Here is a 25,717-nt window from a genome sequence, read left to right on the forward strand (position 1 = left end):
CTCTTTATTGTTCCATATTTTCAATAGGTTTTTCTAAATTTTTATTCATTTCCAAATCAGGCTCTGTCTTAGCTCCAAAAATTTCTGCGGTTTTACTCCACATTAATTTATATTTACGCTTGAGAAATTCTATCTCTTCACGCGCATGTTTTAGCTCATTGTTTAAGGTTTCTATAGTTTTTCTATCTTCATCATAAAGTTCTTGCATAGAATAAAGGGCGTCTTTTAAAAATTTATTCTCATTTTTTAATGCTTCAAGTGTTTCATCTTTAGCATCTAAAACTTTTTCATGCAAATTTAAAATAGTTCCTATTGTTTTTTCAACAAAACTTTCTCCTGCTAAAGTCATTGAATTTACCATTGCAGTTTGAGATTTTGCAGAACCAGGTACTACACTAAAAGTACCTTGATGAGCTTCGATGTAAATTTTACCCTCTTCTTCTTTAAAATTTAAAGCCCCATTGGCCATCATACCCTTAACCACATCTTCATTTAAATGCACAAGTTTACAAAATTCTTCAAGTTCAAGATAGGTTTGCATTTTTATCCCTTATAATAAAACTTCTACTTCTTTTGAATCAGATACAAGTTTTTTTTCTTTTTCAAGACGATCTTCTTTAAGCTTTTGTGCTAAATCAACATCATAAATAGCTAAAATTTGCATAGCCAAATAAGCAGCATTGATTGCTCCAGCCTTACCAATAGCTAAAGTTCCTACAGGAATTCCACTAGGCATTTGCACCGTAGAAAACAAAGAATCCATACTTGCAAGATTGCTTCCTGACATAGGCACTCCCAAAACAGGTTTTGTTGTATAAGCTGCAACAGCTCCAGCTAAATGCGCTGCCATTCCAGCTGCTGCTATAAAAACTTTCACACCTTTTTTTTCAGCATTTGCAATATACTCTTTTGTTCTTTTTGGACTACGATGAGCTGATGAGATAATAAGTTCATACTTTACCCCAAAACTTTCTAAAGTTTTAGCAGCCTCTTTCATAGTCTCATAATCACTCTTGCTTCCCATTAAAATAGAAACAAAATTCATCTATATTTCCTTTCTTAAAAAACTTAATGCACTGATTTTATTTGGTAATTGGATTTCATGTTCATTGCCGCTATGAATTTCGCTAAATTCTTTATTGTTTTTAGCAATGAGTTTTTTAAACTCTATAAAATATTTATCCTCTTTTTGATAAATTTTACCTAGTTCATTATCGCAAGTTTGAATCACATCGCCTAAAGGGGCTAAAATTTCATAAGGCGTGTTTAAAACGATTTTCCCTTTACATTTAAAAAAGCTTCCATCTTCGCTTATAGCATGCACTTGATGAGAACCTTCTTCTATGCTTGTATTATGATTTTGCGTGTCGGTTTTTTCTAAAGGACGAGAAACAAGATAACCATCTGTAAAACCACGATTTTTAAGTGTAGTAATCTCTTTTTCATACTTACTTGACTCAAATTTACTCTCTAAAGCATCTTGTATGGCCATTTTATAAGTCCTTGTTGTAAGCGCAACATAATATTCGCTTTTAGTACGCCCTTCTATTTTAAAAGCACTGATACAATTTTCTTGCATGATTTTTTCTATATAAGAACAAAGATTTAAATCCTTAGAATTAAACACATGAGTACCATTTTCATCTTCTTCTAAGCGAAATAAAGTGCCATTTTCTGGATTTTTAGCATAAAGCTCATAATTAAATCTACAGTCATTTGCACAAGATCCACGATTGCTCATTCTTCCACTTTGCACAGAGCTTATTAAACAACGCCCTGAATAAGCAAAACACATAGAACCATGCACAAAAGCTTCTAATTCTATATCACAATTTTGCTTTAAATTTTTAGCATCCTTAAGCCCTAGTTCTCTCGCAATTACAACCCTTTTAGCACCCATATCCTTATAGACTTGAGCATCTAAATAATTTAAAATATTTGCCTGAGTAGAAACATGCAGGGAAATTTCAGGTGCAAGTTCTTTAACAAGACGCATAGCTCCAACAGAAGCTACAATAAAAGCATCGGGTTTCATCTCGCGTAATTTTAATATATGTCTTTTTAAGCCTTCAATTTGAGAGCTTAAATGAAAACCATTTAAAGTAACATAAATTTTCTTACCACGCTCATGAGTATATTTGATAGCTTCTTCAAAACTTTCATAATTAAATTCTCTTGCAGTGCGTGATCTTAAAGAAAAATTATTCACACCCGCATAAACCGCATCTGCGCCATAAGCTAAAGCAATTTTTAATTTTGTGAAATTTCCTGCAGGAGCTACTATTTCAGGAATGATCATTTTTGCCCTAAACTTGCAATTAAAGCTTCTATATCATCATTACTTACAACATCAGCAGTACTATCACCTTCAATATGCACTGCAGAACTTACACGTTTTTTATCATCAATTTTACCTTCAAATAAAGAACTCATATAACGGCTTAAAGCACGCATTACATTAATAACACGCTCGATTTTTTGACGATGTATATCTTGATACTGCATTGCATCCATTGCCATCATCACTTCATCTTGTCCGCTTTGAAGATTTCCGACAATCTCCTTAGAACTTTTTTTAGCTTGATTGTTTAATTCTAAAGCTTCACTGAAACTTTCCACATTAGGAAATTTTTCATTAAGTTTAGAAAAAATATCAATATTTTTTTCTATTGCTTTATTTATTTCTTTGAGTAAACTTTCAGAATCCGCAAAAAAATTATTAATACTTTCAAGCTTATCCATCATTTCCGTTGCTTTAAGCTCGCTATCTTTTGTAACATCATCTAACTGATGTACAACTTTATGCTCCTGATTTGGTGGGGGTGGTGGCCATACTACACTAGGATTAGGTTTGTAATCAGCTATTTTGACATCTTCTAACATCAAAGCATCTTCTTCGGTATTCGATTCTTCGGTTTTTACCTCTGCTTCTGTCTCTGAATCAAGATCAACATCACCATTCATCAAAGCATCAAGCTCTTCTTGAGTCATTTTTTTCCTTTTTTTAAATCTAGATTTTCAATAATTGCTCAAAATTATAATCAATTTTATCTAAAACAAAAATATAAATTTTTATTTTTTAATCTTTTTAAATTAAATTTTTAAATTTATTAAAAAAAATATATTAATTAAATCTTAATTAAAAATTTTATGATATAATTTTATAAATTTAATTACATAAAGGAGTAAAAATATGGGAAAATTTGTTAATAATATAGATGATTTTTTCAAATTTTGCAAACAAAATGAAGTGCTTTTTGTTGATTTTCGTTTTACAGATATGATAGGAACTTGGCATCATATTACCTATAATCTCCATGCAATCAATGAAGAAACATTTCAAACTGGCATTCCATTTGATGGAAGCTCAATCCATGGATGGCAACCTATAGAAAAATCAGATATGATTTTAAAACCTGATGCTCAAAGTGCTTTTTTAGATCCTTTTACGGCTGATCCTACTATCATAGTATTTTGTGATGTGTATGATATTTACAAAGGACAAATGTATGAAAAATGTCCAAGAAGTATAGCAAAAAAAGCAATGGAACACCTTAAAAATAGTGGCATAGCTGATACTGCTTACTTTGGACCAGAAAATGAATTCTTTGTTTTTGATAGTGTAAAAATAGTTGATACTACTCATTGTTCTAAGTATGAAGTTGATACCGAAGAAGGAGAGTGGAATGATGATAGAGAATTTACCGATAGCTACAATACTGGACACAGGCCAAGAAACAAAGGTGGATATTTTCCAGTTCAGCCAATTGATTCTTTAGTAGATATTCGTTCTGAAATGGTTCAAACTCTTGAAAAAGTAGGTCTTAAAACTTTTGTTCATCATCATGAAGTTGCACAAGGACAAGCTGAAATAGGGGTAAATTTTGGCACGCTTGTAGAAGCAGCTGACAATGTTCAAATTTATAAATATGTTGTAAAAATGGTAGCTCATTTAAATGGCAAAACTGCCACTTTTATGCCAAAACCTTTATACGGAGATAATGGCAATGGTATGCATGTTCATATGAGCTTATGGAAAGATGGGGTAAATTTATTTTACGATAAAGATGGATACAGTGGACTTAGTCAAACTGCTATAAATTATATAGGTGGAATTTTAAAAAATGCTAGAAGTGTCGCAGCTTTTACAAATCCAAGTTCCAACTCTTACAAAAGAATAGTTCCTGGCTTTGAAGCTCCTTGTATTTTAACTTATTCTTGTCAAAACAGATCAGCAAGTTGTCGCGTTCCTTATGGCATAGGTAAAAATTCAGCTCGTATAGAAATTCGCTTCCCTGATAGCACTGCTAATCCTTATTTAGCTTTTGTTAGTCTTTTAATGGCAGGTCTTGATGGAATCAAAAATAAAACCATTCCTGTAGGTCCTATGGATGAAAATTTATTTGATCTTACTCTGGATGAAATACGTGAAAAAGGGATAGAGCAATTACCACATACTCTAAGAGGAAGTTTAGAAGCTTTAATCCGACATAATTCTTATTTAAAACCTGTAATGAGCGATATTTTTATCGATGACTATCAGCATTTAAAATTTGAAACACAAGTTTGGCCAGTAGAAGCTCGTCCAACTGCTTATGAATTTAAAACTTGCTACTCTTGCTAAAAATTTAATGGCGTTTAACACGCCATTAAACTAAAAAAGAATTAAAAATTATTTATTTTATATCAACTATCGCTTAAGCTGATTTACAATTCCTAGCATATCATCACTTGTTGTAATTGCCTTAGAACCCGCTTCATAAGCCCTTTGTCCTGTGATAAGATCTGTCATTTCTTCAACAAGCTGAACATTACTAAGTTCTATAAATCCATGTCTTATTGTTCCAAGTCCATCTTGTCCTGCTATACCCGCAACAGGTGCACCACTTGCTCCTGTTTCAAGATAAAGATTATCACCCATAGAATGAAGACCCGCTGGATTTATAAACTGAACTAGCTCCACTTGGCCAATTTGAGTTTCTTGTTGCTCCCCTGGTAGCATTACAGAAACGGTTCCATCTGTAGCAACATTAATTGCTGTTGCGCCTTCAGGTATTGTCATTTCAGGTAAAAGTCTATAACCATCTGAATTTACAATATTACCTTCATTATCTTTTGTAAATTGCCCATTTCTAGTATATCCTATAGTGCCATCAGGAAGTTGTATTTGAAAAAAACCATTACCTGCAATAGCCATATCAAGACCATCAGTACTTGTTGATTTTAAATTTCCTTCAGTAAAAACTTTAGTTACCGCTGTTGGACGCACACCCACACCCACTTCTATACCCGAAGGAGAAAGAGTAGTAGCTGAAGTTGAAGTTCCTGCATACTTCATAACTTGATACATAAGATCAGCAAATTCTGCGCGACTTTTCTTAAAACCTGCCGTATTAACATTGGCGATGTTATTTGAAGTAACATCAATTTGTGTTTGCTGCGCTACCATTCCCGTAGCAGCAGTATGAAGTGATCTCATCATTTTTAATCCTTTTTTATTTTATTTTAAATTATTTAACAGCTGCAAGCTTATTGATAGCTTCTTGATTTAAGTCATCCATATGAGCTGTCATAACTTTTTGATACATTTCTACCATTCTGTTTGCTTCAATCAGTCCTACCATTTCAGTAACTGGATTAACATTTGATCCCTGAGAAAAACCTTGGCGAATAGCATTGGAGTTTTCCAAATCTCTAATGCGGGTTAGATCATCTATTTTATAGACATTATCCCCATCTTTTTGCAAAGCTCTTATATCATCTACTTGTGCTACAAATAATCTTGCATTTTGAGCTCCATCAACCTCAATGCTTCCGTTTTTATCAACGCTAATTTGAACAGCACCATTAGGAATGCGTATGCCAGCATTCTGAGGATTATTAAAATAATCACTACTTAATACCTTGTATCCTTGCTTATTTACCAAATAACCCTCATCATCAAGTTGAAAATTTCCATCTTTGGTTAATCTTACTTCTCCATCTTTGGTTTGAACCAAATAAAAAGCATCTTCTCTAGTCATTGCCAAATCCAAAGGATTATTTGTGGCCTTTAAAGAACCTAGGCTAAAATCCGTATATTCTTGAGAAACTTGTGGGATTCCATCTATTGTAGTATTTACAAAACGAGATGCATCTCTTGTGTGATTTTCTATAGGCAACTCATCCTGAGTTTCTTTAAAAATCCTTTTAAAATCTGCAATAACCACATCATCTCTTTTGTATCCGCTTGTATTAATATTGGCAAGATTATTAGTAATCACATCAAGTTTATTAAACTGAGTTACCATTCCGCCAGTTGCTTGATAATATCCATTTTGCATATTTTCACCTATAAAATTAAGATTTTATAGCTATAAAAGCAAAGAGTGTTCCAACTTTTAAAAACAAAGAAAAATAAATATTTGAAAGATTATTAGGAGAGAATTTTAAACTATAAAAAGCAAGATTTGACTCAATCTTGCTTTAAAAATCAATTTTAATCCATTTGACGACGCAAGAAAGTTGGTGTTTCAATTTGCGCCATTATCTCTTCATCGTAACCACCGCTTACCTTTTTAAGACTTAAATAAGGATTTTTCTTAGAAGCTTGAGCTTCTTCGGTAGATTTTTTAGCTACTGTATCTTTATCTTCAAACCCTGTCGCAATAATAGTTACTTCAACTCTATCTTCCATGCTATCATCTGTGGTAGAACCAAAAATAATCTTAGCATTTTCATCAACAATTTCTTGTATACTATTTGCTGCTGCTGAAATTTCAAACAAAGAGCAATTAGAACTTGTTTTAAAATGTAAAATAACTCCCTTAGCACCTTTAATATCCATTCCATCAAGCAAAGGAGATTCTATAGCGTTTGAAAGAGCCTCTTCTATAGCATTTTCACCACTAGCACTACCAACACCCATAAGCGCGAGTCCGCGATGACTCATGATGGTTCTTACATCCGCAAAGTCAACATTAATATCTCCATTATCAAGCAAGATAGACACCATACCTTTTACAGCACGAGCTAAAATATCATCAACCAATCTAAAAGCATCTTTAATGCCTGCTTTTTTATCAATAATGCTCAATAATTTTTCATTTTGAATTACAAGAATAGAATCACTTTCTTTTTTAAGCTCAAGGAGACCGCTTTCAGCAAGTTTTTTTCTTTGTTTTCCTTCGAATGCAAAAGGCATAGTTACAACAGAAACAGTTAAAGCTCCAATCTCTTTAGCTGCTTGTGCAATAACTGGAGTGGCACCCGTTCCAGTACCTCCACCAAAACCTGAAGCAATAAATACAATATCACTTTGACTAAGACTTGCTTTTATTTCTTCAAAACTTTCTCTAGCACTTTCCGCACCTACTTCAGGAAGCATACCAGCGCCTAAACCTTTAGTTTTTTTCTCGCCAAGTTGAATTTTAGTTTTTGCTAATGAAATTGAAATAGCTTGTGCATCAGTATTTGCTGCAATTAAATCAAGATCATTTAATCCCATTTTAACCATATGGTTGATCATATTACCGCCACCGCCACCGCAGCCTATAACCTTAATTTTTGCACCTTTATTATGTTGCATTTCTTCTACTAAAAATTCACTCATAAAAATTTCTCCTTGTTAAAATTGATTCATAATTTTATGCCAGATATTTGAAAAAACGCTAGGTTTTTTTTCTTTTGGCTCTTTAAAATCTAATTGTTCTTGTATTGCAATTGTATCATTTTCTTGCAAATTTTCATCAAAAAAATCAGATTTTATTTCACTTTCTGCATCTTTTTGCAAAACAATATCTTGTTTAATTTGACGATTAAAATTTTCAATTTCCCCTTTATATCTTAATTTTTCATTAGAATCAAGTTCATAAGGCGTAAAATATCCCGCTCCATATAAACAAAGTCCTATAGCACAAGTATTTTCAGGATCACTAAAAATTTCACTAAAACCAGTAATCAAATCTTTTCTTGCAGTAGCTAGTCTAACTGAGCGATTATCAAATGTTGCAGGAGCTAGCTCATCAATACCTGCTAACTTAGTCATTCCACCTGTTAAAACAACTCCACCGCCTATAGCATTGGCATAACGATTATCACTTAAGATTTTTGCCAAAATCATCAAAGTTTCTTCCGCTCTTGCATAAATTACGTTTGAAATAATATCCAAAGAAACTTCATTAACCTTTCTTTCATCACCCATTGAAGGAATTTGTATAAGGGTATTAGGCTGTTGTGAAAGAGCTGCATAATTAAGCTTGATTTTTTCTGCTTCTTTTAAAGGTGTATGCAATGCCATTGATAAATCTTGGGTGATATTAATCGAGCCAATTTGCAAACAATCATTATATCTAATTGAATTTCCAGTATGAACAACCATATCACAAATCGCTCCACCCATATCAATCAAAACAGCACCTAATTCCTTTTCGCTATCATCTAAACAAGCTATAGCTGAAGCATATCCTGAAAGAACTATATTATCCACTCTTAAATCAGCTAATTCAACTGCTTTCTTAAGATTTTTAATATGAGATTCTTGTGAAATCACTATATGGGTTGAAACTTCCAAACGATTGCCACTCATTCCCAAAGGATCATCAACATGTTCAAGATCATTAACCTTAAAATTATAAGGCAAAACATGGATAATTTCATAACCACTTGGTAGATTGGCAGTATGCTTAGCTGTACTTACAGCACGATGAATTTCTTTAATGCCTATTTCATGATTTGGAATATTAACAACACCTATGCTATCAACGCTTTTAGTATAAGCACCTGATATAGACACCACAACCTTATCATAATGAACTCCACTCATCATCTCAGCACTTCTAACAGCTTCTTCAATAGATTTAGAAGCAAGCTCTATATTGGTAATGGCACCTTTTTTAACCCCGTTGGTTTTCGACTTGGAAAAACCAATAATTTTTAATCCATCTTCATCTTTTTGAGCAATAATGGCACAAGTCTGGGTTGAGCCTAAGTCAATTCCTAATATATTCAAAATCAATTCCCTTTATAATAAATTTTTATCGGATATATCTTTTTAAGTTCATCAACAAGTTCTTGCTTAAGCTCATTTGCTTTTAAATTTTGCAAATTTTGCTCAAGCATAGTTTTGTATTGTTCAAATTTATCGGAGTTCATATCTAATTTTTGTTTATTTATTTTATATAATATTGCTTTATTGTCATTAATGATCACATAAGAACTATTTTGATCAGTATTAAATACATTCATTAAAAAATAAGCAAATTCAGAGTCATTTAATATCTTATCACTAAGCTTTACACTCTCGCGAGAACTATCTCGACTTACAAAGCCTATATCATCGCCTTTAAAATTTACCAAACTATTTTTAGCTTTTTCTTCTAAATTTTTTCTAGCTTGTTCGCTTAAATACATAGGTAAAACTTCTTCTCTAGCTTCTTCAAAAGTTTTATTTCTTATAGGATCTACTTTATTTAGTTTAACTATGATATATCCGTTATTATAAGGTGCTGGTCGTAAAACATCTCCATTTTTAGCTTTATTCAAAAGATCAATTGGATAATAAACATCAGATTCACTAATATTTTGATCTTTTTGAAAATTATCTTTCCCGTTTTTTAAATCTAAAAATTTAGCATTAGCCACATTCTTTAGTTGCATTAAGGCGTAATCTTTAGCAACTTCATTTTTAGCAGACTGAAAATCCATCACTTTACCTGCAAAATCTTTATATTTTAGTTTATTTTCATCTTGATTATAAAATTTTTCTAATTCTTTGTCGTCAATTTTCTCATTGCTAACTGACAAAAAATAAGTTGAAATTTCATATATTTTTTTAGTTTTATAATCTTCTTTATGCTCATTCCAAAGCTTTTTTAAATCCTCTTCATTAATCTTAATATTTTTTTTGTCATAATCAATTTTTGCAATACTTAAAGCATCTTGCATGAAATAACTAGAAGCTAACATTTTTAATTCCTCGTCTTTGCTAGGAATATTAAAAATTTGATTAAGTTTATCAGTAATTACTTCATTTGCAAGTTGTGTTTCATAATCTTTTGGAGTTAAATTATTGGCATTTAAAAGTTCATAATAAATTGTTTTGTTAAAATCCCCTGTAGGATCTTGAAATTCTCTAGTATTTGCAAGTTTTTGTAAAATTTCATTCTCGTTTACGCCAATACCCAAATCTTTGGCAAAATTTAACAAAAGCTTATCTTCAACAAGGGAGCTTAAAGCTATATTTTTAATGCCTAGTTGCTCAGCATTTTCTGGAGTTAAAGCACCGTTGCTAATTTGATTATAATAACTTAAAATTTGTCTATATCTAGTATCAAATTCGCTAAAACCTATCTTTTCATTTCCTACGGTTGCAACACTCGAACTTCTATTGAGATTAAAATCATAAGCACCCCAACCTAAAAAGCCGGCGCCAACAAAAGCTATAGTACTAACCCATATAGTAACAACAAGATATTTTTTGTGATGTTGCATCCAAGTAAGCATATCATTCCTTGATTAAATTTAAACTAGATATTGTATCGTAGAAGTGTTTAAGTGGAGTTTAATTATAAAATTTTTACCAAAAAATATTTGTTCTTTAAATTTTATATTTTTACAATGAAATTTAGTTATAATTATAGTTTATAAAAATTTATTAGGATTGATTTTGGAAATTCCTCATATCCCAGTTTTGCTTAATGAAGTTCAAGAGATTTTTAAAAATCTTAAAACAGGTTATTTTTTAGACTGCACTTTAGGATTTGGCGGACATAGTGAAGCTTTGCTTAAAAATCATCCTGATCTTAAATTCATTGCTTGCGATCAAGATCAACAAGCTTTAGAATTTTCTAAAAAACGTCTTAAAGATTTTCACAATAGGATAACTTTTATACAAAGTAATTTTAGTGAAGTTTTAGAAAAAATTTCACATAAAGAAGAATTAAGAGGTATTTTAGCAGACATTGGAGTTTCTTCATTTCAACTTGATAATAACGAAAGAGGTTTTAGTGTAAATTCTGACTTTTTGGATATGAGAATGAATCAAAACTCCAAAATATCGGCTTATGAGATTATTAATACTTATACAAAAGAGCAATTAACTTCCATTTTTAAAGATTATGGAGAATTGCACGATGCACATTTTATTGCTGAAAAAATTTGCCTAGAAAGAAGTAAAAATCCAATCAAAAGCGCCAAGGAACTTTATCAAATCATAGGAAAAGACAAACAAAATCATAGAAAAATTTCCAAAGCCACTTTAGCATTTCAAGCCATTAGAATAGAAGTAAATCAAGAACTTAAAGTGCTTAAAGATTTTCTTGAGCATTTAGAAAATTTAAAACCAAAAAATTGCATTTTAGCAATCATTAGTTTTCATTCTTTGGAAGATAGAATAGTAAAAAATTTTTTCAAAAAATGGTCAAAAAACTGCATTTGTGATGAAAAAATAATGCGTTGCGAATGTGGAAATAACCATAGCCTAGGGCAAATAATAACCAAAAAAGCTATAAGTGCAAGCAAGGAAGAACTTTTAAAAAATTCTCGCTCTAGTTGTGCTAAAATGCGGGCTTTTTATTTTAATAATTTGGACAATAAATAATGCTAGAAGATGATTTTATAAAAGAACGCCAAAACATACGCCAAAAAATGCTGAAATTTTCTCGCGCTATAAATCAAGGCAAACCGCTTGATGATGATTTAAGAGATGAAATTTCTAGCGATGATATTTTAAGACGTCGTTTTAAAAAAAAGACTCCTAATAAATTCTTAGAAGAATTCGATGAAGAATATGAGCCAAAACATACTAAAAAATCAAATATATATTTAAAAGAAGATCTGATCAATGTTAAATTAGAAGAAAAGCAATCTCTTGCTAAAAAAATTTTTTCCAAAATGAAAGAAAGGGAAAAAGAAGAAAATAAAAAAACTAAAAAAATTTTTTCATTTGGAAGAAAAAAAATAAACGAGATAAAAAATATTCAAACCAAACCAAAAATTCAAACAAAAAATGATCAAAATCCTATCCAAGATAAAAAGGAAAAAAAAGAATCCATAAAATCTATAGAAAAAATTCAAAAAACTGAACCTAAAATACAAAATTCCCAAACTATAGAAAAACGACCTGATATTAAAAAACAACTCGATATTAAACAAAGTTTGGAAAATTTACAAAAAAAAATAACACCACAAGAAAATAAACAAGAACTTCCAAAACCATCTAATCAAAATCAAGAAAAACAACAAAATGATGAAGATACTCAAAAGGCAAAAAATGTTTTACTAGAAGGCTTCTCTAATGCCACCAAAGAAGATAGAAACCTAAATTTCAATCATCTTCTTTTTGCGGCTTTGCTTGTTAGTTTTGCGTTATTTTTATTTGCTCCACAAATTTATATTAGAAATCAAATTTATTATCTTAGTAGAGAAATTGCTACATTAAGAACAGAAGAAAGTGTTTTAAACGAAGAAAATAAAGACTTAAAAAGAAGACTTGAAAATATGCGATTCCAAAATCAAATTTTAGATTATTTAGAATAAATAATCTTATCTAAAACATACTGCTCTAAATTTGCTTTTGGAATTTCTTCTTTTAAAGCTTCCTTATAAATTTCACCTGCCATTATAGAGTATTTTTCATAAGCAAAATAAGGGAAATGCAAAGCCCAAGCTTTTTGTATTATTTTTTTTGAGATTATTTTGCGAGTATAAACTTTAAAAATATCATATCCTATAAATACACAAGCAGTAACCATAACAGCGCTTACTATGCTTATATGAAAGTCAAGTTTTGTCAAAAAATAATGAGTAATTAAAAGCAATGGCAACAAAACCACAGCACAAAAAACACCAAAATAAATATAAGAATTTAGAATTTTGAAATTAAAATTTAGCTTAGAAGGATCTACAAGCATACCGTCATTAAAAAGTGCATTTGCCTCTAATAAATCCTTCGCTAAAACAGGTTGTTCTGATACTTTAAATAAAAAACGAAGGCTAAATTCTTTAAATTTTTTCATAATCCACGCTTTATTTTTTAATTAAAATTTTATCTAAACAAAATTAATTTTTACTAAATATAAACCTCTTTCAATTGCTTATTAATTCTTCTGTAATTCTAGCGATTTCTAATTCTTCATCTGTAGGAATAACAAGCACTTTAACTTTAGAATTTGCATGATTTATCATTCTTTCGCCCGAAATCCTTTGTTTGTTAAGTTCAAAATCTAACTCGATACCAAGATGAGCTAATCTCTCGCATACTTTTTGTCGAACCAAACTATCATTTTCTCCTATACCACCTGTAAAAATAATAGCATCGGTTTTTGGTAACACAGCAAAGTAGGATCCTATATATTTAACAAGACGATAACAAAACATATCAAGAGCCAAGCGTGCTTTATCATTACCTTGTTCTATCTCTCTTTCTATATCTCTAAAATCATTATAACCGCAAATTCCATATACTCCACTTTTTTTATTCATCAGTGTATCTATTTCTTCTATAGTTAAACCCTTAAGATGACTAATAAAAGGTAAAATAGCAGGATCTATATCTCCACAACGCGTTCCCATAATAAGTCCTTCAAGCGGAGTAAAGCCCATAGAAGTATCCATACTCTTACCTTTTTCTATAGCACATACACTTGCACCATTTCCAAGATGAGCAGAGATGACATTTAATTCATTTTGATCTTTTTGAAGAAATTTTGCCGCTCTAGAACTAACATAAGCATGAGAAGTCCCATGAAAACCATATCTTCTAATATTATGCTTATCATAAAAATCATAAGGCAAAGCATACATATAAGCAAAATCAGGCATAGTGCGATGAAAAGCTGTATCGAAAATAGCGACATTTGCAACACTAGGTGCAGCTTTAATCATTGTTTTTATACCCGCTAAATGGGCAGGATTATGTAAAGGAGCAAAAATACTAACCCTATCTATCTCTTTAAGAACATAGTCATCTACTAAACAATGCTCACTTAAATTTCTTCCCCCGTGAACTATACGATGACCACAGCCATCAAGCGCATTTAAATCTGCTAAAATTCCTGATTCTTTAAAAAGCTCATTGACTATACTAAGTCCTTCTTCGTGATTATTTATTGTTAATTCCCTTTCAAAACTTTCATTATTTAAAACATTTTTTAATATAACTTTTGAATTTTGCTCTCCGATTTTCTCTACTAAGCCGCTCGCTTTAACAACTTTATTATCAAAAAATTTAAATTTAATCGATGAAGAACCCGAATTTAAAACTAAAATTTTCATTTATTATTCCTTTCTATTGAGCTTGTATAGCACTTAAAATAACAGTATCTACAATATCATCTACCAAACATCCACGACTTAAATCATTAACAGGTTTTTTAAGACCTTGTAAAATAGGACCGATTGCTAAAGCATTAGCAGTTCTTTGAACTGCTTTGTAACAAATATTTGCTGCATTAAGATCAGGAAAAATATATACATTTGCATGACCTGCTATCTTAGAATTTGGCATTTTCTTTGCTGCAGTCTTTGAATCATAAGCGCAATCAAACTGCATAGGACCATCTATATTTAACTCAGGGTATTTTTCTTTAGCAATCTTTAATGCTTCTTTTACAAGATCTACGCTTTCTCCCTTACCACTATCACCACTAGAATAAGAAAGCAAAGCTATTCTTGGTTCAAGTCCAAAAGATTTAGCAGTCATAGCACTTACATAAGCACTAGTTGCAAGCTGTTCAGCAGTTGGACTTGGATTTACAGCACAATCAGCAAAAGCTAAAACTTGATCTTCAAGCCCCATAAAGAAAATTCCCGAAACAGAACTAATACCTTCTTTAGTTTTAATAATCTGCAATGCAGGGCGAATCGTTTCAGCCGTAGTAGTTGATGCTCCACTAACCATAGCATCAGCTTTTCCAGTATGTATAAGCAAAGTTCCAAAATAAGTTTTATCTTGAACTAGCATCTTAGCCTCTTCTAAACTCATTCCTTTAGATTTTCTTGCCTCATAAAGAATGGAAGTAAATTCTTGATTATATTCTGAATTGAGCGGATTCATAATTTGTATAGTACTTAAATCAAGACTTAATCTAGCGGCATCTTGTTTGATTTTTTCCTCATCACCCAATAAAATAAGATCAACAACTTTACTTTTTAATAAAATTTCAGCAGCTTTTAAAATTCTCTCATCATTACTTTCTGGCAAAACAACAGTTTTTTTATTTTTTACGCTTTGTTTAATCAATTCATATTTAAAACGATGCGGAGTTATAAAATCATACTCTTCAAGCTTTTGCACTTCTTCAAAATTAAAATTTTCATTAATCAAAACATAATTACGACCATCTAGGGCATGATCGAAATATTTTTGAGCTATAAGTTTATCTTCATCGTTAATAATAGCAGCGATAGGGGTATTAAGATTTTTAGCCAATTTTATACTAAGATCAAATCCATCAAGTATTCCAAATTCGCAAAAGCTATTTACAAGCACAAAATCGTATTTGCGTTTTAACTCTTCGTATTCTTCTAAAATAACATTAAAAAAATTATGAGGATCTTTGCTAAATTCCTCCATTGCCTCTCTAAAGGTAAAACCATAAGCGCTTTTTACAGTTTGATTGATATTAAATTCTTCCAACCAACCTTGCAAAACAGGGACGCGATGTATGTATATTACAGGGCAATAAATTGCGATATTTTTGTAAATTTTGCTATAATTTTTAAGCAAATTTGTACTAATAATAGTATTTAACTCATCACTTCTAGATCTCATCAAATAAAGATTTGCCATCATTTTCTCCTTGAATTTATAAATGTGGAACACTCTTTGCTTTTTCTAATTTTAACAAAGAAAAATAAAAATTCATATTTTAAAGGACGAAAATGAAAAAAGTTTTATTTTATGTGTTACCGTTTGCATTTTTTGGTTGTTCTGCAACGGTTGATCCGCAAATTTCAATGAAACCACCTGCTTATGTAGAAGAACTTGCACCAAAACAAAGTAATAATGTAGAAAGTGCACCAGGATCGCTTTTTGGCAAAGGAGATAATCCTTTATTTTCAGATAAAAAAGCTATGAATGTAAATGATTTAGTTACAGTTGTTATACAAGAAAGTACCACTCAAAGCACACAAGCTAATAAAGCAACAAGTAGAACTAATACCTCAAATTTAGGCGGAGGTGCTTTAACAGGAAGTTCAGGAGTGGTAGCTAATGCTCTTAATAAAGTCAACGCTTATTCTAATATAGGCTTTCAAACCAATAGTTCAAACAACTACACAGGAACAGGCTCACAAAGCAGAAATGAAAGTTTCAATACTACAATTTCAACGCGTGTAATTAAAATTTTATCAAATGGTAATTATTTTATCGAAGGCTCAAGAGAGCTTTTAATCAACGGAGAGAAACAAATCATACAATTAAGCGGTGTTATTCGTCCTTATGACATCGGTCAAGACAATACTATAGATAGTAAATATATAGCAGATGCTAAAATTCTTTATAAAACAGAAGGTGAAGTGGATAGAAGCACAAGAAAACCTTGGGGTAGCAAAGTTATAGAAGCGATATGGCCATTCTAAAAGCAAGGTTAAACCTTGCTTCTTGGCTTTTATTCTTTTACAGTCCTACTTTTAACCTCATCTTCAACTTCAGCTAAAAATCTATCTACAAGTTCACTTTCTTTTAATTTAGCTACAACTTCACCATGTCTTATGACAAGTCCTTGATTTTTCCCAAAGGCTATAGCCACATCAGCCCCCTTAGCTTCACCTAAAGCATTTACCACACAACCCATAACACTGATATTTAAAGGTTCTTTTATATGCTTGGTTTTTTCCTCTACGATTTTAATCGCGCTTAACAAATCACTTTGAATCCTACCGCAAGTTGGACATGAGATGATATTTACTCCGCTTTTTTGCACTCCACTATCTTGCAAAATCGCTCTTGCTACACGAATTTCCTCTTCAAGCTCACCCGTCATAGAAACACGCATAGTATCGCCTATACCTTTAAGAAGTAAATTTCCTAAAGCTATAGAACTTTTTACAGTGCTATGAAATTTAGTTCCTGCTTCAGTTACCCCTAAGTGAAAAGGATAATCACAAAGCGGTCTTAATCTCTCATAAGCTTCTATAGTTTTTTGAGCATCTGAAGTCTTCATGGAAATTTTAATATCAAAAAAGTCTAAATCCTCTAAAAGCTTGATATTATACATCGCACTTTCTAGCATAGCATCGACACCATAGCCAAATTTATCGCTAAATTGTTTTTCTATGGAGCCGTGATTTACACCGATGCGTATAGGGATACCCCGTTCTTTACATGCTTTTACCACTTCTTTGATATTTTCTTTAGAGCCTATATTGCCAGGATTTATACGCACTCCATCGATAAATTCAGCACAATATACAGCCAAATTATGATTAAAATGAATATCTACGATTAAAGGCAAAGGACTTTTAGCTTTAATCTCTTTTAAAGCTCTTGCATCAGCCATATCCAAGCACGCCAAACGCACTATATTTGCTCCTGCAAAATAAAGACGATTGATTTGCTCTAAAGAACCTTCTATATCTCTTGTCTTAGTAAAAAGCATAGATTGAACTGAAATGGGTGCATCACCGCCTATTAAAACATTTCCTACTTTGATTTGTCTGGTTTTAAATCTTTTATACTCCATAACTTCACTCTTTGAAAAATTTTAATATTAAATTTTAACTTTTTATTGCTTTAATTAAAGTTTATTTTTGATAATATAGGAAAAATTTTCACATTTATACTAAACAAAAAAGGAGGTTATCTATGGATTTTTTTAAAAATGGTGGAGTTATTTGGATTACAGGACTAGCAGGAAGTGGCAAAAGTTATATTGCAGAAGCATTATACAAAAAATTAAAAGAAAAATACAATAATATTATTTATCTTGATGGCGATGAACTGAGAGATCTTTTAGAGCATTATGGATATGATAAACAAAGTCGTATCGATATGTCAATAAAGCGTTCTAAATTTGCACATTTTCTCAGTTCTCAAAATATGCTAGTTATCGTAAGCGCTATTTCCATGTGGAATGAAATTTACGAATACAATAAAAAAACTTTAAAAAATTACTTTGAAATTTACATAAAATGCGATTTTGAAGAATTAAAAAAACGTGATAAAAAAAACTTATATAGCAAAAACTTAAAAGGTGAAATTTCAAATGTTGTGGGAATGGATATTGATTTTGATGAACCAAAATCTAATTTAATAATTGATAATACTTATATGACAGAACTTGACAATAAAATTTCCTACATCTTAACAGCTCTAAAAGAAAAAAAATAAAGAAAAAAGCATGCAAAATCTTTTACTCTATATAAAAAATAACCTAACTCCAACCCTAGCTCAAATTCTTTTACAAGCTTTAAAAAATTCGAATAATGAAAAATTTTTTACCTTTGTTTTGGAAAATATTGAAACAATTTGCACTTGGCTCAATTCTAGCGAATTTAAGAATAGATATTTATCAACAAAACATCCTTATCCACCTTTAATCAATCCTAATTTTATAGAAATAGATGCTAGTCGACATTGTGCAGAATTAGCTTGGGATTTAAATTTACCCCTACCTAAACACTATAAATTTATCTATATTTCTCCACATGGCGTTGGAGCAGCAGCATTTTTAAGATACCTTAATCAATGTTGCGATGTAACTTGTTTTGCCTCCTGGGTTTTACCACCTGATAGCAAAGAGAGATATTGTATTAATTACATGTGTCTAAATGATAATACAATTGCTCAATATGCTATTAATATATCAGAAATTAATCTACCTTATTTTGATAAATATCTATCTTTATTGGATTTTAACTCTAAAATTATTTGCGGAGTTCGAGATCCAATGGGACTTTTAAAGCATAGCTGGGGAAGAGATTGGAGTAAAGTTTTAAGAAACTATCCCCCTGAATTTAATCTAACTTATGATTGGCGTTATTACATCAACTATCTTACTCATCAAAATCATAAAATTAAAATCGATATAAATGAACTACAACAAGGAGTTTTTATCATCTCTTATTTATTAAAATATTTTAACAAAGACAATGTATACTATCTTGATATGGAAGAAATCCGCCAATCAAAGGCCTTCGATACCATGAATTTACTTGCTATAAATTTTAATTTTACCCCCCCCCATAAAGATAAATTAGATTTATTTAAAATTAAAGAATTTAGAGGTTATATTCGCTATCTTTTTCCTATTACACTTTATGCAAATTCTAAAGATATTAATAACACCTTTTATCTTAATACTCCTAAAAATAATAAAAATTTCAATATTGATAGAACTTCTAGCATTCCCATAATTTTAGACAGAAAACATATCAATCATGAAAAAATAGACATAATACAAGAAATTATAAAAAACGACCTATGTAATGATATGGGTGTATATATTGATAAAAATGATTTTAAGCAATTAGAACAAAACAATCTTTTATTTTCAACAATTAAACATTATTTGTATGATTTTTTATATCAAATTAAAATAACCATAGATGAAACAGAATCAAAAATGATGAAAGAAAAAGATGTAATAGATTATTTTATAAAAAATAAATCACTTGTTTACACTTTTTTTAATATTTTTGAAAATGATCTAAATCATTTAAAGCAAAAATTTCCCAATATAATTAACTCTTGGACATACTATAAAGAATTTGAAAAATGCGTCAAGAGTTAGATGACAATATTCAGGGAAAAGATGTAAGGGGTATTTTAAAAAGAGTATGTAACTATCCCTAAATAATTTTAGCAAAAAATACCAAATAATAGGATTTTAAAGCTTACAAAAATGACTTTTTATCTTTCCTAGTTTAAAGTGTAAAAAATCCCAAATATCCCAAAAATCCCAAAATGTCTGTTTTATCCCAAAAAAACTGATTAAATGCTGTTTAAAAGGCGGATAAATACGAGCTTTGATTTTAAATTTTATATCCCAAAAGTGTTTTTTACTCTCTAGGATAGTTACATTTTTGCTTAAAATATTCTTATATTTTTTAACCTTGTAACTATCTCTATAAAACACTATATAATCATACTTTAACCACTTTTTATATAAAAATAGTATGTAACTATCTATAGCTTTAAGGTTTGGAGGATAGTTACATAGAAAACTTAAACATTTAGTTGGTTTTTATAATCTTATAATAGACTAAGATTACTTCAATTTATTTAAAAATTATTTTTATTTTTGATTTTATTTTTTAACTTTGATGATAACTTTTGCCAATTATAATGTTTTTTAAAAGATAAATATAAAGAGTGATTAACTTTTATAGAAATATATAGCTATATTTAGTTTTAGGTTTGTAAATATAGCTACATTATTTTTTAAATTAAATTATGATATATAGGTATTGCATCTATTTTTTAATTTTATAAGTTTTTTAAGCCCCAAGGGATTATTTTTTTTGAAATCATCGCTATTTAAGTAACAATCATACCTTTCCAAGATATCTTTTAACATATGTGCAAAATGCTCCATTATAATACCTTCATCTATCCTATTATTTTCAATAAAAGTTTGAAGTGTTTCAAAATAATTCATCATCATTATAATTGATCTTTTTAATTCTGGTTTTTCTTTAATTTCTTTTAATATTTCTTCATTTCTTTTTTTTTCTTTTATATTTTGTTGCTCTCTTGTATAATCTCTTGCCTCTATAAAATGTTTTTCATCCCATTTAGATAATAACTGCATTGTTAAATTAAATTTATCCGCTCTTGTTTTTTCAAAAATAGAATAAGCATTTAGCACCAATGAGATTGACACCGCATAGGCAGAAATGGCAGATGCAATAATTTTAACTTCTAAATTAAAATATAAACATAAACATACGATTGCAAAAAACCCGATCATCCACAGAATAAAATATTTATTTTTTAATATTTTCATTAAAATCCCTTTAATATATAATTAAATTTCATTAGAATTATATATTAATTTTTTTTAATTTAGTCAATTTTAAAATTACCTTGCAAAGTTAAAGCTTTATTCTTTGACTTTAATTTCTAATACAAAATTAAGTATATTTTTATTTATAAATTTATAATTTTAACTTAAAAAATTAACCTTTTAAAACAAAAGTTTTTAATTGCCTTTTGTAATTTTTTGTTAAATTTCTTTGAAATTAAAATCAAAGGATTTAACATGCAAATGCAAGAAGTGATTGAAAAGTTAAAAGATATATTAGCCAGTGAAGGTAAGTGTAATTTAAAAACAAAAGATATAGCCAAAGAACTAGGAATTCATCCTGATACTTTTAATTCCATGAAATTTAGAAACTCCATTCCATATCCACAAATCCTAAACTTTTTAAATCAAAGAAATATAAGCATTAATTATTTCTTCTATGGAAGTTCCCCAAAAGATCAATTAGAATGTGAAAACAAGTATAAAATTTTAAAGCTTTATAAAACAAATGCAAGTTTAGGCGGAGGTGGTATAAATGATTTGATTGATAGCTCTGATTTAATCATCGACGAAAAGGTTTTAAACTTTTTTGGAAGTAAAGAGTGTGAGTTTATCACTTGATATGGAGAAAGTATGGAGCCCCTTATAAAAGATGGAAGTATTTGTGTAATAGATAGAAATAAAACTTTTAAGAATAAAAGCATTTGTGTGATTAATACTAGAGATGGACTCTTTATAAAACAAGTTTTAAAGCAAAATGATGGAGTAATGCTTCATTCTTTAAATCCTTTGTATAAAGACATTTTTTATAAAAATGGAGATTTTTTGCTAATTGGTGTGGTAATTGGAGAACTTTCAAGACTATGACAGCACACAATAAGCTAAGCCAAGCTAATCTTGTCTCATCAATACAAAAGGATATAAAGATGGATAGAGTATCAGCAGACATAAGACAAGGTGTTAACAAAAGATTTATAAACGCAATTTGCAATCATAACAATGAACTTGTTTTAGAATATCTTAAAAATGGTATGAGTGTTACTAAAGAATGCATGGGTAAAGAGCTTATGTTTTATGCAGTAACTCATAATAATTTTGGAGCGATTTTACTTTTATTAAAATACGGTGCTATTTTAGATAAAGAGTACCTAGAAGAAAGCAATAAAAATTTTAGCAAAGAAGCTTTAGAATTTTTAGCCTCTTTGCTCTAAAAAGGATATGTATAATCTTGTTTTATCAGACCTACATTTTTAAGTCTGTGAAAAACAGCTTGCTTTGAAACTTCGAATTTTGAAGCAATAAGTAATATTGCTTCTGCTGCCTTTAAGTCAGGTGTTGTTTTTCTGCATTCTGCTATAAAATCTTCTATTTGTCGAAGAGGCATAAGTAGTCTTGCCGCAAATTGATTGGCTCTAGTTTCTATTCCACCATATGTATTGCTTCTATAAAGGGTTTCATAACTATCAATAATAGGATTTTCTATGCTAGGTAAAATATCATTAGCTAAATGCCCTAATTCATGTGCCAATGTAAAACGCTGTCTATTTTCATTTTTAAGCGGATTTATCCAAATAATAGGTTCACCTTTTTCATCTACGCTAATTTGACCTTCAGTGTCAATTTTATCAAGGTCAAGATCTTTAACTACATTTATACCTAATTTTTGAGCAATTTCAAACGGATTAAATGGTGGTTCTTTCATTTCCAATAAATCTAAAATTTCATAAGGGGTTTTATCTTTTATTTCTTTATAAGTCATTCCAAACCTCCTATTTGTGATTTTTCTTGATCAATATCTGTCAATATAGATATTTTATCATTTATATGTAAATCGACCATTCTTTCAAATTCTTCCATAAATTCACTATTTTTTAGAATTTTATTTATAAAATCATTGCGTAATTTCTCATCTTCTATAATTTTATTTAAAAATACATCAGTTGTTTCTTTTATTAATCTTTGTTTATCACGGTTATAATATATAGTAAGCCCTATGGCAATAACAGCTGTTAAGAAAGTAGCAATAGCAACAATTAAACTTCCATAAGTTAGATAAGAACTTGCAATAGTAATAATATCAGAATTGGTGTAATTGTTTTCTATAATAAATCCTTAAATTATTTTTAATTTTAAAGATACTTTGCCATATTTTTACAAAATTAAATATTAAAGAGAGTATTTTTACTCTCTTAGCTTGCTAAAAATTCATAATCAAAAGCTCTTTACTTTCTTTTCTTTTTAAAACATTATTATTTAAAGAATACCTTACTTTTAATTCCTTAATATTAAAATCTTTATAAAGCTCTCTTATAAGTTCACAATCATTATAAGAAAGCATAAATTTACCCTTGATATTTTTTAACAACTTGCAGCGAGATGCTAATTTTTATTCAATACCAAAACTTAATGTTTCGGCTTCTACCAGTGGTGACAATGAGTTAATTGGGCTCGAAGGATATGAAACAGGTGAAATGCTTGAGCTTAGTAAAGCCTTTTTTAAAACAACGCCTAAAAATATGAAAGCTATTAAAGTTGATGGTTATTCTATGGTTCCAATGCTTTTACCTGATAGCTGGGTTGTTTTTGAAGAAACGCATAAGTATCAAGGAGATGGATTGTATATTTTAAATTTTGATAACCAATTAATGGTTAAACTTTTGCAATTAGATCCAATAAGTAAAGTTTTAGATATTATTAGTGTAAATAAGGATTATAAAAGCTATAGTTTGGACTTAAAAGACTCGCAAGTTGAGCTGATTATACAAGGCAAAGTTTTGCGTTTTATTATATAATTTAAAGGAATTAAAGTGAATATTGTGTTGCTAATATTAATAAGTATCTTTATTTTCTTTTATGTAATTATTTATATAGAAAAATAAAAGGAACATCAAATAAACCGCTAAAAGAAATTTGGAATGAATATAAGCAGGAAATGCAAAAAATCAACGAAGAGCATAGGTAAAAAATGCAGAAAATTGATGAAAATTTTAAAAAAGAAAAAGAGCAAAATAAGGACTTGGAACTTAATAAATTTCAAATAACCTCACGCGAAATTTTTACCATAAAAACTCCAGAGAATAAAGATGTTGAGGTTGAATTAACTTGTACAGCTGGATTAATTCAAACTAGCCAAATTAATTATGAAGAGATTGTTAGAAAAGAATTTTTATACAAATGTTTTCCAGTAACTTGGAATGATTTTTTAAAGCTTAACAAGTATGAAAAAAATTGGCATATACAGTTAAAGATTGTGATGATATTGGATTGTTAAAAGAGGTTTATGAGCAAATATTCAAATATTTAAAATGACAAAGTGAACTTCCTGAATATTTTAAAAAAGATATACGATCTAGGAAGAGATATTTGCACGAATTTTCGGACCCCGTTCAAATAAAAAGCAAATTAAGTTTAAAAGCTTATCGCTACTATATCGACTTCTTTTTAATGAAATACCAGAAGGAAGCTATTTTCCTATGCAAACAATGCATAGGGGTGATGAGTTGAATGAAGCTTTAATAATACTTACTTTTTTAAAAGATGATGAAAGTATAGATATATATTATCCACCAAATTTTTATGAAGATACATCAATTTTTAATATAGTAGAACATAGTTTTTTTAACAGTAGGGAATATTATAAAAATTACAAACTTTTAATCGTTTTGATTTAAAGCCACACTCTGATTACGACTTTAACATTCCAAAATATATAGTAAAGCATTATTTGGATATGAAAACTATTGTTAAAGAAAATGAACATCATAAACGAATTTTTTGTTAGTTTTATTTTAATAAAGTTATATTTTAAGTTTAAGGTTTGTAGAAAAATAAAATTTCCACTTTTATGGAAGTTTTATTTTTCCAAATGGAAATTTTATTTTTCCGCCGACAAAAGATTTGTAAATTAATAAAAAAAAGATATAATTGTGTTTAAAATTAGAGAAAGGAATCAATATGAAACAAGGAGATTTTACAGAGGTTGCAAAGCATTATCATAATAGACCTGCTTATAGTCCATTTTTACTTGAAAAACTTGTAGCTTGTATCAATGATAAAAATAAAAATTTAAAAGATTTAAATATTGTTGAAGTAGGAGCTGGCACTGGAAAACTTACTAAGATGTTAGGAGAAATATTTGGATGCCAAATTAGTGCTGTGGAACCAAACGATAATATGCGTGAAGAAGGGCAAAAATTTACACAAAATTTATCAAATATTTCTTGGCACAAAGGAAGTGGTGAAGAAACCTGCATGAGCAATAATCAAGCTGATTGGGTCATCATGGCTAGTTCTTTTCATTGGACAGATCCTAAAAAATCTCTCCCAGAATTTAATCGTATATTGACAGGGGGGGGGTATTTCACCGCGATTTGGAATCCTCGCCACATTGTAGAGGGTTCGGTTTTTGATGAAATCGAAAAGGAGATTAAACATATTGTTCCAGAGCTTGCTCGTGTAAGCAGTGGCACTCAAAATGTTAAAAAATGGGAAGAAATTCTTGTTTCAACAGGAGATTTCACAGACTGCTTTTTTATGGAGTGTGACTATAAAGAGTTTTGGGATAAAGAGCGTTATCTTGGAGCTTGGCATTCTGTAAATGATATACAAGCACAAGCAGGTGAAAAAAGATGGAAGGAAATTTTAGAGATGATAGAAGCTAAAATTTCTCATATGCAAAGTATAGAGATTCCTTATAAAATAAGAGCATGGACAGCTAGAAAAGCATAAAATACCTCCTTTTTTTCATCAAGCTTGTTAAAGATGAAAAAAAG

At 29.8% G+C, this 25,717-nt stretch carries 26 protein-coding genes and 2 pseudogenes; 12 read left to right on the top strand and 16 right to left on the bottom strand.

Annotation, left to right across the window (positions count from 1 at the left end):
- Window positions 1-4: 4 nt before the first annotated feature.
- The 4 genes from SR62_RS03390 to SR62_RS03405 are packed head-to-tail and all read right to left on the bottom strand — an operon-like array spanning window position 5 to window position 2,991.
- On the bottom strand, window positions 5-541 hold the full coding sequence (locus SR62_RS03390; RefSeq protein ID WP_002871931.1) for a DUF3972 domain-containing protein: 537 nt from the start codon (window positions 539-541) through the stop codon (window positions 5-7).
- 9 nt (window positions 542-550) lie between these two features.
- A complete protein-coding gene (gene purE / locus SR62_RS03395; protein ID WP_002868048.1) occupies window positions 551-1,045 on the bottom strand; it encodes a 5-(carboxyamino)imidazole ribonucleotide mutase in 495 nt (164 codons plus the stop codon).
- A complete protein-coding gene (locus SR62_RS03400) occupies window positions 1,046-2,299 on the bottom strand; it encodes a peptidase U32 family protein (protein WP_002868049.1) in 1,254 nt (417 codons plus the stop codon).
- On the bottom strand, window positions 2,296-2,991 hold the full coding sequence (locus SR62_RS03405) for a chemotaxis protein (protein ID WP_002852254.1): 696 nt from the start codon (window positions 2,989-2,991) through the stop codon (window positions 2,296-2,298). The genes SR62_RS03400 and SR62_RS03405 overlap by 4 nt, the downstream gene beginning before the upstream one ends.
- Before the next feature lie 202 nt (window positions 2,992-3,193).
- Here SR62_RS03405 and glnA point away from each other — a divergent pair, with 202 nt between their 5' ends.
- On the top strand, window positions 3,194-4,624 hold the full coding sequence (glnA, locus tag SR62_RS03410) for a type I glutamate--ammonia ligase (RefSeq protein WP_002854995.1): 1,431 nt from the start codon (window positions 3,194-3,196) through the stop codon (window positions 4,622-4,624).
- A 66-nt stretch (window positions 4,625-4,690) separates the two neighbouring features.
- On the opposite strand, the gene flgG is transcribed toward glnA, so the two are convergent.
- The 5 genes from flgG to SR62_RS03435 form a co-directional block, all read right to left on the bottom strand.
- A complete protein-coding gene (gene flgG, locus SR62_RS03415) occupies window positions 4,691-5,482 on the bottom strand; it encodes a flagellar basal-body rod protein FlgG (protein ID WP_002852142.1) in 792 nt (263 codons plus the stop codon).
- A 28-nt stretch (window positions 5,483-5,510) separates the two neighbouring features.
- On the bottom strand, window positions 5,511-6,323 hold the full coding sequence (locus SR62_RS03420) for a flagellar hook-basal body protein (protein WP_002854829.1): 813 nt from the start codon (window positions 6,321-6,323) through the stop codon (window positions 5,511-5,513).
- A 155-nt stretch (window positions 6,324-6,478) separates the two neighbouring features.
- Entirely contained in the window at window positions 6,479-7,591 is a 1,113-nt protein-coding gene (ftsZ, locus tag SR62_RS03425) for a cell division protein FtsZ (RefSeq protein ID WP_002852071.1), read from the bottom strand.
- 15 nt (window positions 7,592-7,606) lie between these two features.
- On the bottom strand, window positions 7,607-8,995 hold the full coding sequence (ftsA, locus tag SR62_RS03430) for a cell division protein FtsA (RefSeq protein WP_074484224.1): 1,389 nt from the start codon (window positions 8,993-8,995) through the stop codon (window positions 7,607-7,609).
- Complete coding sequence (locus tag SR62_RS03435; protein ID WP_002893081.1) at window positions 8,992-10,482, bottom strand: peptidylprolyl isomerase; 1,491 nt, start codon at window positions 10,480-10,482, stop codon at window positions 8,992-8,994. Before SR62_RS03435 ends, ftsA begins: the two co-directional genes overlap by 4 nt.
- A 157-nt stretch (window positions 10,483-10,639) precedes the next feature.
- Here SR62_RS03435 and rsmH point away from each other — a divergent pair, with 157 nt between their 5' ends.
- A complete protein-coding gene (gene rsmH / locus SR62_RS03440; protein WP_074484223.1) occupies window positions 10,640-11,578 on the top strand; it encodes a 16S rRNA (cytosine(1402)-N(4))-methyltransferase RsmH in 939 nt (312 codons plus the stop codon).
- Complete coding sequence (locus SR62_RS03445; RefSeq protein WP_002893078.1) at window positions 11,578-12,516, top strand: hypothetical protein; 939 nt, start codon at window positions 11,578-11,580, stop codon at window positions 12,514-12,516. The genes rsmH and SR62_RS03445 overlap by 1 nt, the downstream gene beginning before the upstream one ends.
- On the opposite strand, the gene SR62_RS03450 is transcribed toward SR62_RS03445, so the two are convergent.
- From SR62_RS03450 to pta, 3 genes are all read right to left on the bottom strand, one after another.
- Window positions 12,504-12,995 carry a hypothetical protein gene (locus SR62_RS03450; RefSeq protein WP_002893077.1) on the bottom strand — a complete coding sequence of 164 codons (492 nt, stop codon included), beginning with the start codon at window positions 12,993-12,995 and terminating at the stop codon, window positions 12,504-12,506. The two genes, SR62_RS03445 and SR62_RS03450, sit on opposite strands and share 13 nt — an antisense overlap.
- A 70-nt stretch (window positions 12,996-13,065) precedes the next feature.
- Window positions 13,066-14,253: an acetate kinase gene (locus tag SR62_RS03455; protein ID WP_002893076.1), complete on the bottom strand. Its 1,188-nt coding sequence runs from the start codon at window positions 14,251-14,253 to the stop codon at window positions 13,066-13,068.
- A gap of 13 nt (window positions 14,254-14,266) precedes the next feature.
- Entirely contained in the window at window positions 14,267-15,772 is a 1,506-nt protein-coding gene (gene pta, locus SR62_RS03460) for a phosphate acetyltransferase (RefSeq protein WP_074484222.1), read from the bottom strand.
- 89 nt (window positions 15,773-15,861) lie between these two features.
- On the opposite strand from pta, the gene flgH reads away from it, so the two are divergent.
- The gene (gene flgH, locus SR62_RS03465) at window positions 15,862-16,560 is read left to right on the top strand and encodes a flagellar basal body L-ring protein FlgH (protein WP_002864738.1); all 699 of its coding nucleotides are present in this window, start codon (window positions 15,862-15,864) and stop codon (window positions 16,558-16,560) included.
- A gap of 29 nt (window positions 16,561-16,589) precedes the next feature.
- On the opposite strand, the gene ispG is transcribed toward flgH, so the two are convergent.
- Window positions 16,590-17,663, bottom strand: a complete 1,074-nt coding sequence (gene ispG / locus SR62_RS03470) for a flavodoxin-dependent (E)-4-hydroxy-3-methylbut-2-enyl-diphosphate synthase (protein ID WP_002893073.1) — start codon at window positions 17,661-17,663, stop codon at window positions 16,590-16,592.
- A 122-nt stretch (window positions 17,664-17,785) separates the two neighbouring features.
- On the opposite strand from ispG, the gene SR62_RS03475 reads away from it, so the two are divergent.
- Complete coding sequence (locus SR62_RS03475; RefSeq protein ID WP_002893071.1) at window positions 17,786-18,310, top strand: adenylyl-sulfate kinase; 525 nt, start codon at window positions 17,786-17,788, stop codon at window positions 18,308-18,310.
- Window positions 18,311-18,320: 10 nt separating this feature from the next.
- Window positions 18,321-19,712: a DUF2972 domain-containing protein gene (locus tag SR62_RS03480; protein ID WP_002893070.1), complete on the top strand. Its 1,392-nt coding sequence runs from the start codon at window positions 18,321-18,323 to the stop codon at window positions 19,710-19,712.
- Between the two features lie 660 nt (window positions 19,713-20,372).
- On the opposite strand, the gene SR62_RS03490 is transcribed toward SR62_RS03480, so the two are convergent.
- Window positions 20,373-20,927 carry a hypothetical protein gene (locus SR62_RS03490; RefSeq protein ID WP_002893069.1) on the bottom strand — a complete coding sequence of 185 codons (555 nt, stop codon included), beginning with the start codon at window positions 20,925-20,927 and terminating at the stop codon, window positions 20,373-20,375.
- 255 nt (window positions 20,928-21,182) lie between these two features.
- Between SR62_RS03490 and SR62_RS03495 the strand changes: the two are divergent.
- Together SR62_RS03495 and SR62_RS03500 are read left to right on the top strand one after the other, a co-directional pair.
- Window positions 21,183-21,812: pseudogene (locus SR62_RS03495) on the top strand (helix-turn-helix transcriptional regulator).
- 59 nt (window positions 21,813-21,871) lie between these two features.
- Window positions 21,872-22,156 (top strand): hypothetical protein, encoded by a 285-nt coding sequence (locus SR62_RS03500; protein WP_074484220.1) that lies wholly within the window; start codon window positions 21,872-21,874, stop codon window positions 22,154-22,156.
- On the opposite strand, the gene SR62_RS03505 is transcribed toward SR62_RS03500, so the two are convergent.
- Both SR62_RS03505 and SR62_RS03515 read right to left on the bottom strand, forming a co-directional pair.
- Window positions 22,153-22,704: an ImmA/IrrE family metallo-endopeptidase gene (locus SR62_RS03505; RefSeq protein WP_002877662.1), complete on the bottom strand. Its 552-nt coding sequence runs from the start codon at window positions 22,702-22,704 to the stop codon at window positions 22,153-22,155. The two genes, SR62_RS03500 and SR62_RS03505, sit on opposite strands and share 4 nt — an antisense overlap.
- Before the next feature lie 438 nt (window positions 22,705-23,142).
- Window positions 23,143-23,316 (bottom strand): annotated as a pseudogene (locus SR62_RS03515) (DNA adenine methylase); the annotation flags it as partial.
- A 100-nt stretch (window positions 23,317-23,416) separates the two neighbouring features.
- Here SR62_RS03515 and SR62_RS03520 point away from each other — a divergent pair.
- The 4 genes from SR62_RS03520 to SR62_RS03535 all read left to right on the top strand — a co-directional run bounded on the left by SR62_RS03520 (window position 23,417) and on the right by SR62_RS03535 (window position 25,673).
- Window positions 23,417-23,737 carry a helix-turn-helix transcriptional regulator gene (locus SR62_RS03520; RefSeq protein ID WP_022552263.1) on the top strand — a complete coding sequence of 107 codons (321 nt, stop codon included), beginning with the start codon at window positions 23,417-23,419 and terminating at the stop codon, window positions 23,735-23,737.
- Between the two features lie 173 nt (window positions 23,738-23,910).
- Window positions 23,911-24,216: a hypothetical protein gene (locus SR62_RS09160; RefSeq protein ID WP_002877666.1), complete on the top strand. Its 306-nt coding sequence runs from the start codon at window positions 23,911-23,913 to the stop codon at window positions 24,214-24,216.
- A 202-nt stretch (window positions 24,217-24,418) separates the two neighbouring features.
- Window positions 24,419-24,616: a hypothetical protein gene (locus tag SR62_RS09165; RefSeq protein ID WP_002893064.1), complete on the top strand. Its 198-nt coding sequence runs from the start codon at window positions 24,419-24,421 to the stop codon at window positions 24,614-24,616.
- Between the two features lie 283 nt (window positions 24,617-24,899).
- A complete protein-coding gene (locus SR62_RS03535; RefSeq protein WP_002893063.1) occupies window positions 24,900-25,673 on the top strand; it encodes a class I SAM-dependent methyltransferase in 774 nt (257 codons plus the stop codon).
- The last annotated feature ends 44 nt before the right edge of the window (window positions 25,674-25,717 follow it).

The sequence above is a fragment of the Campylobacter sp. 2014D-0258 genome, assembly GCF_008000495.1.
GTDB classification, from domain to species: Bacteria; Campylobacterota; Campylobacteria; order Campylobacterales; family Campylobacteraceae; genus Campylobacter_D; species Campylobacter_D jejuni.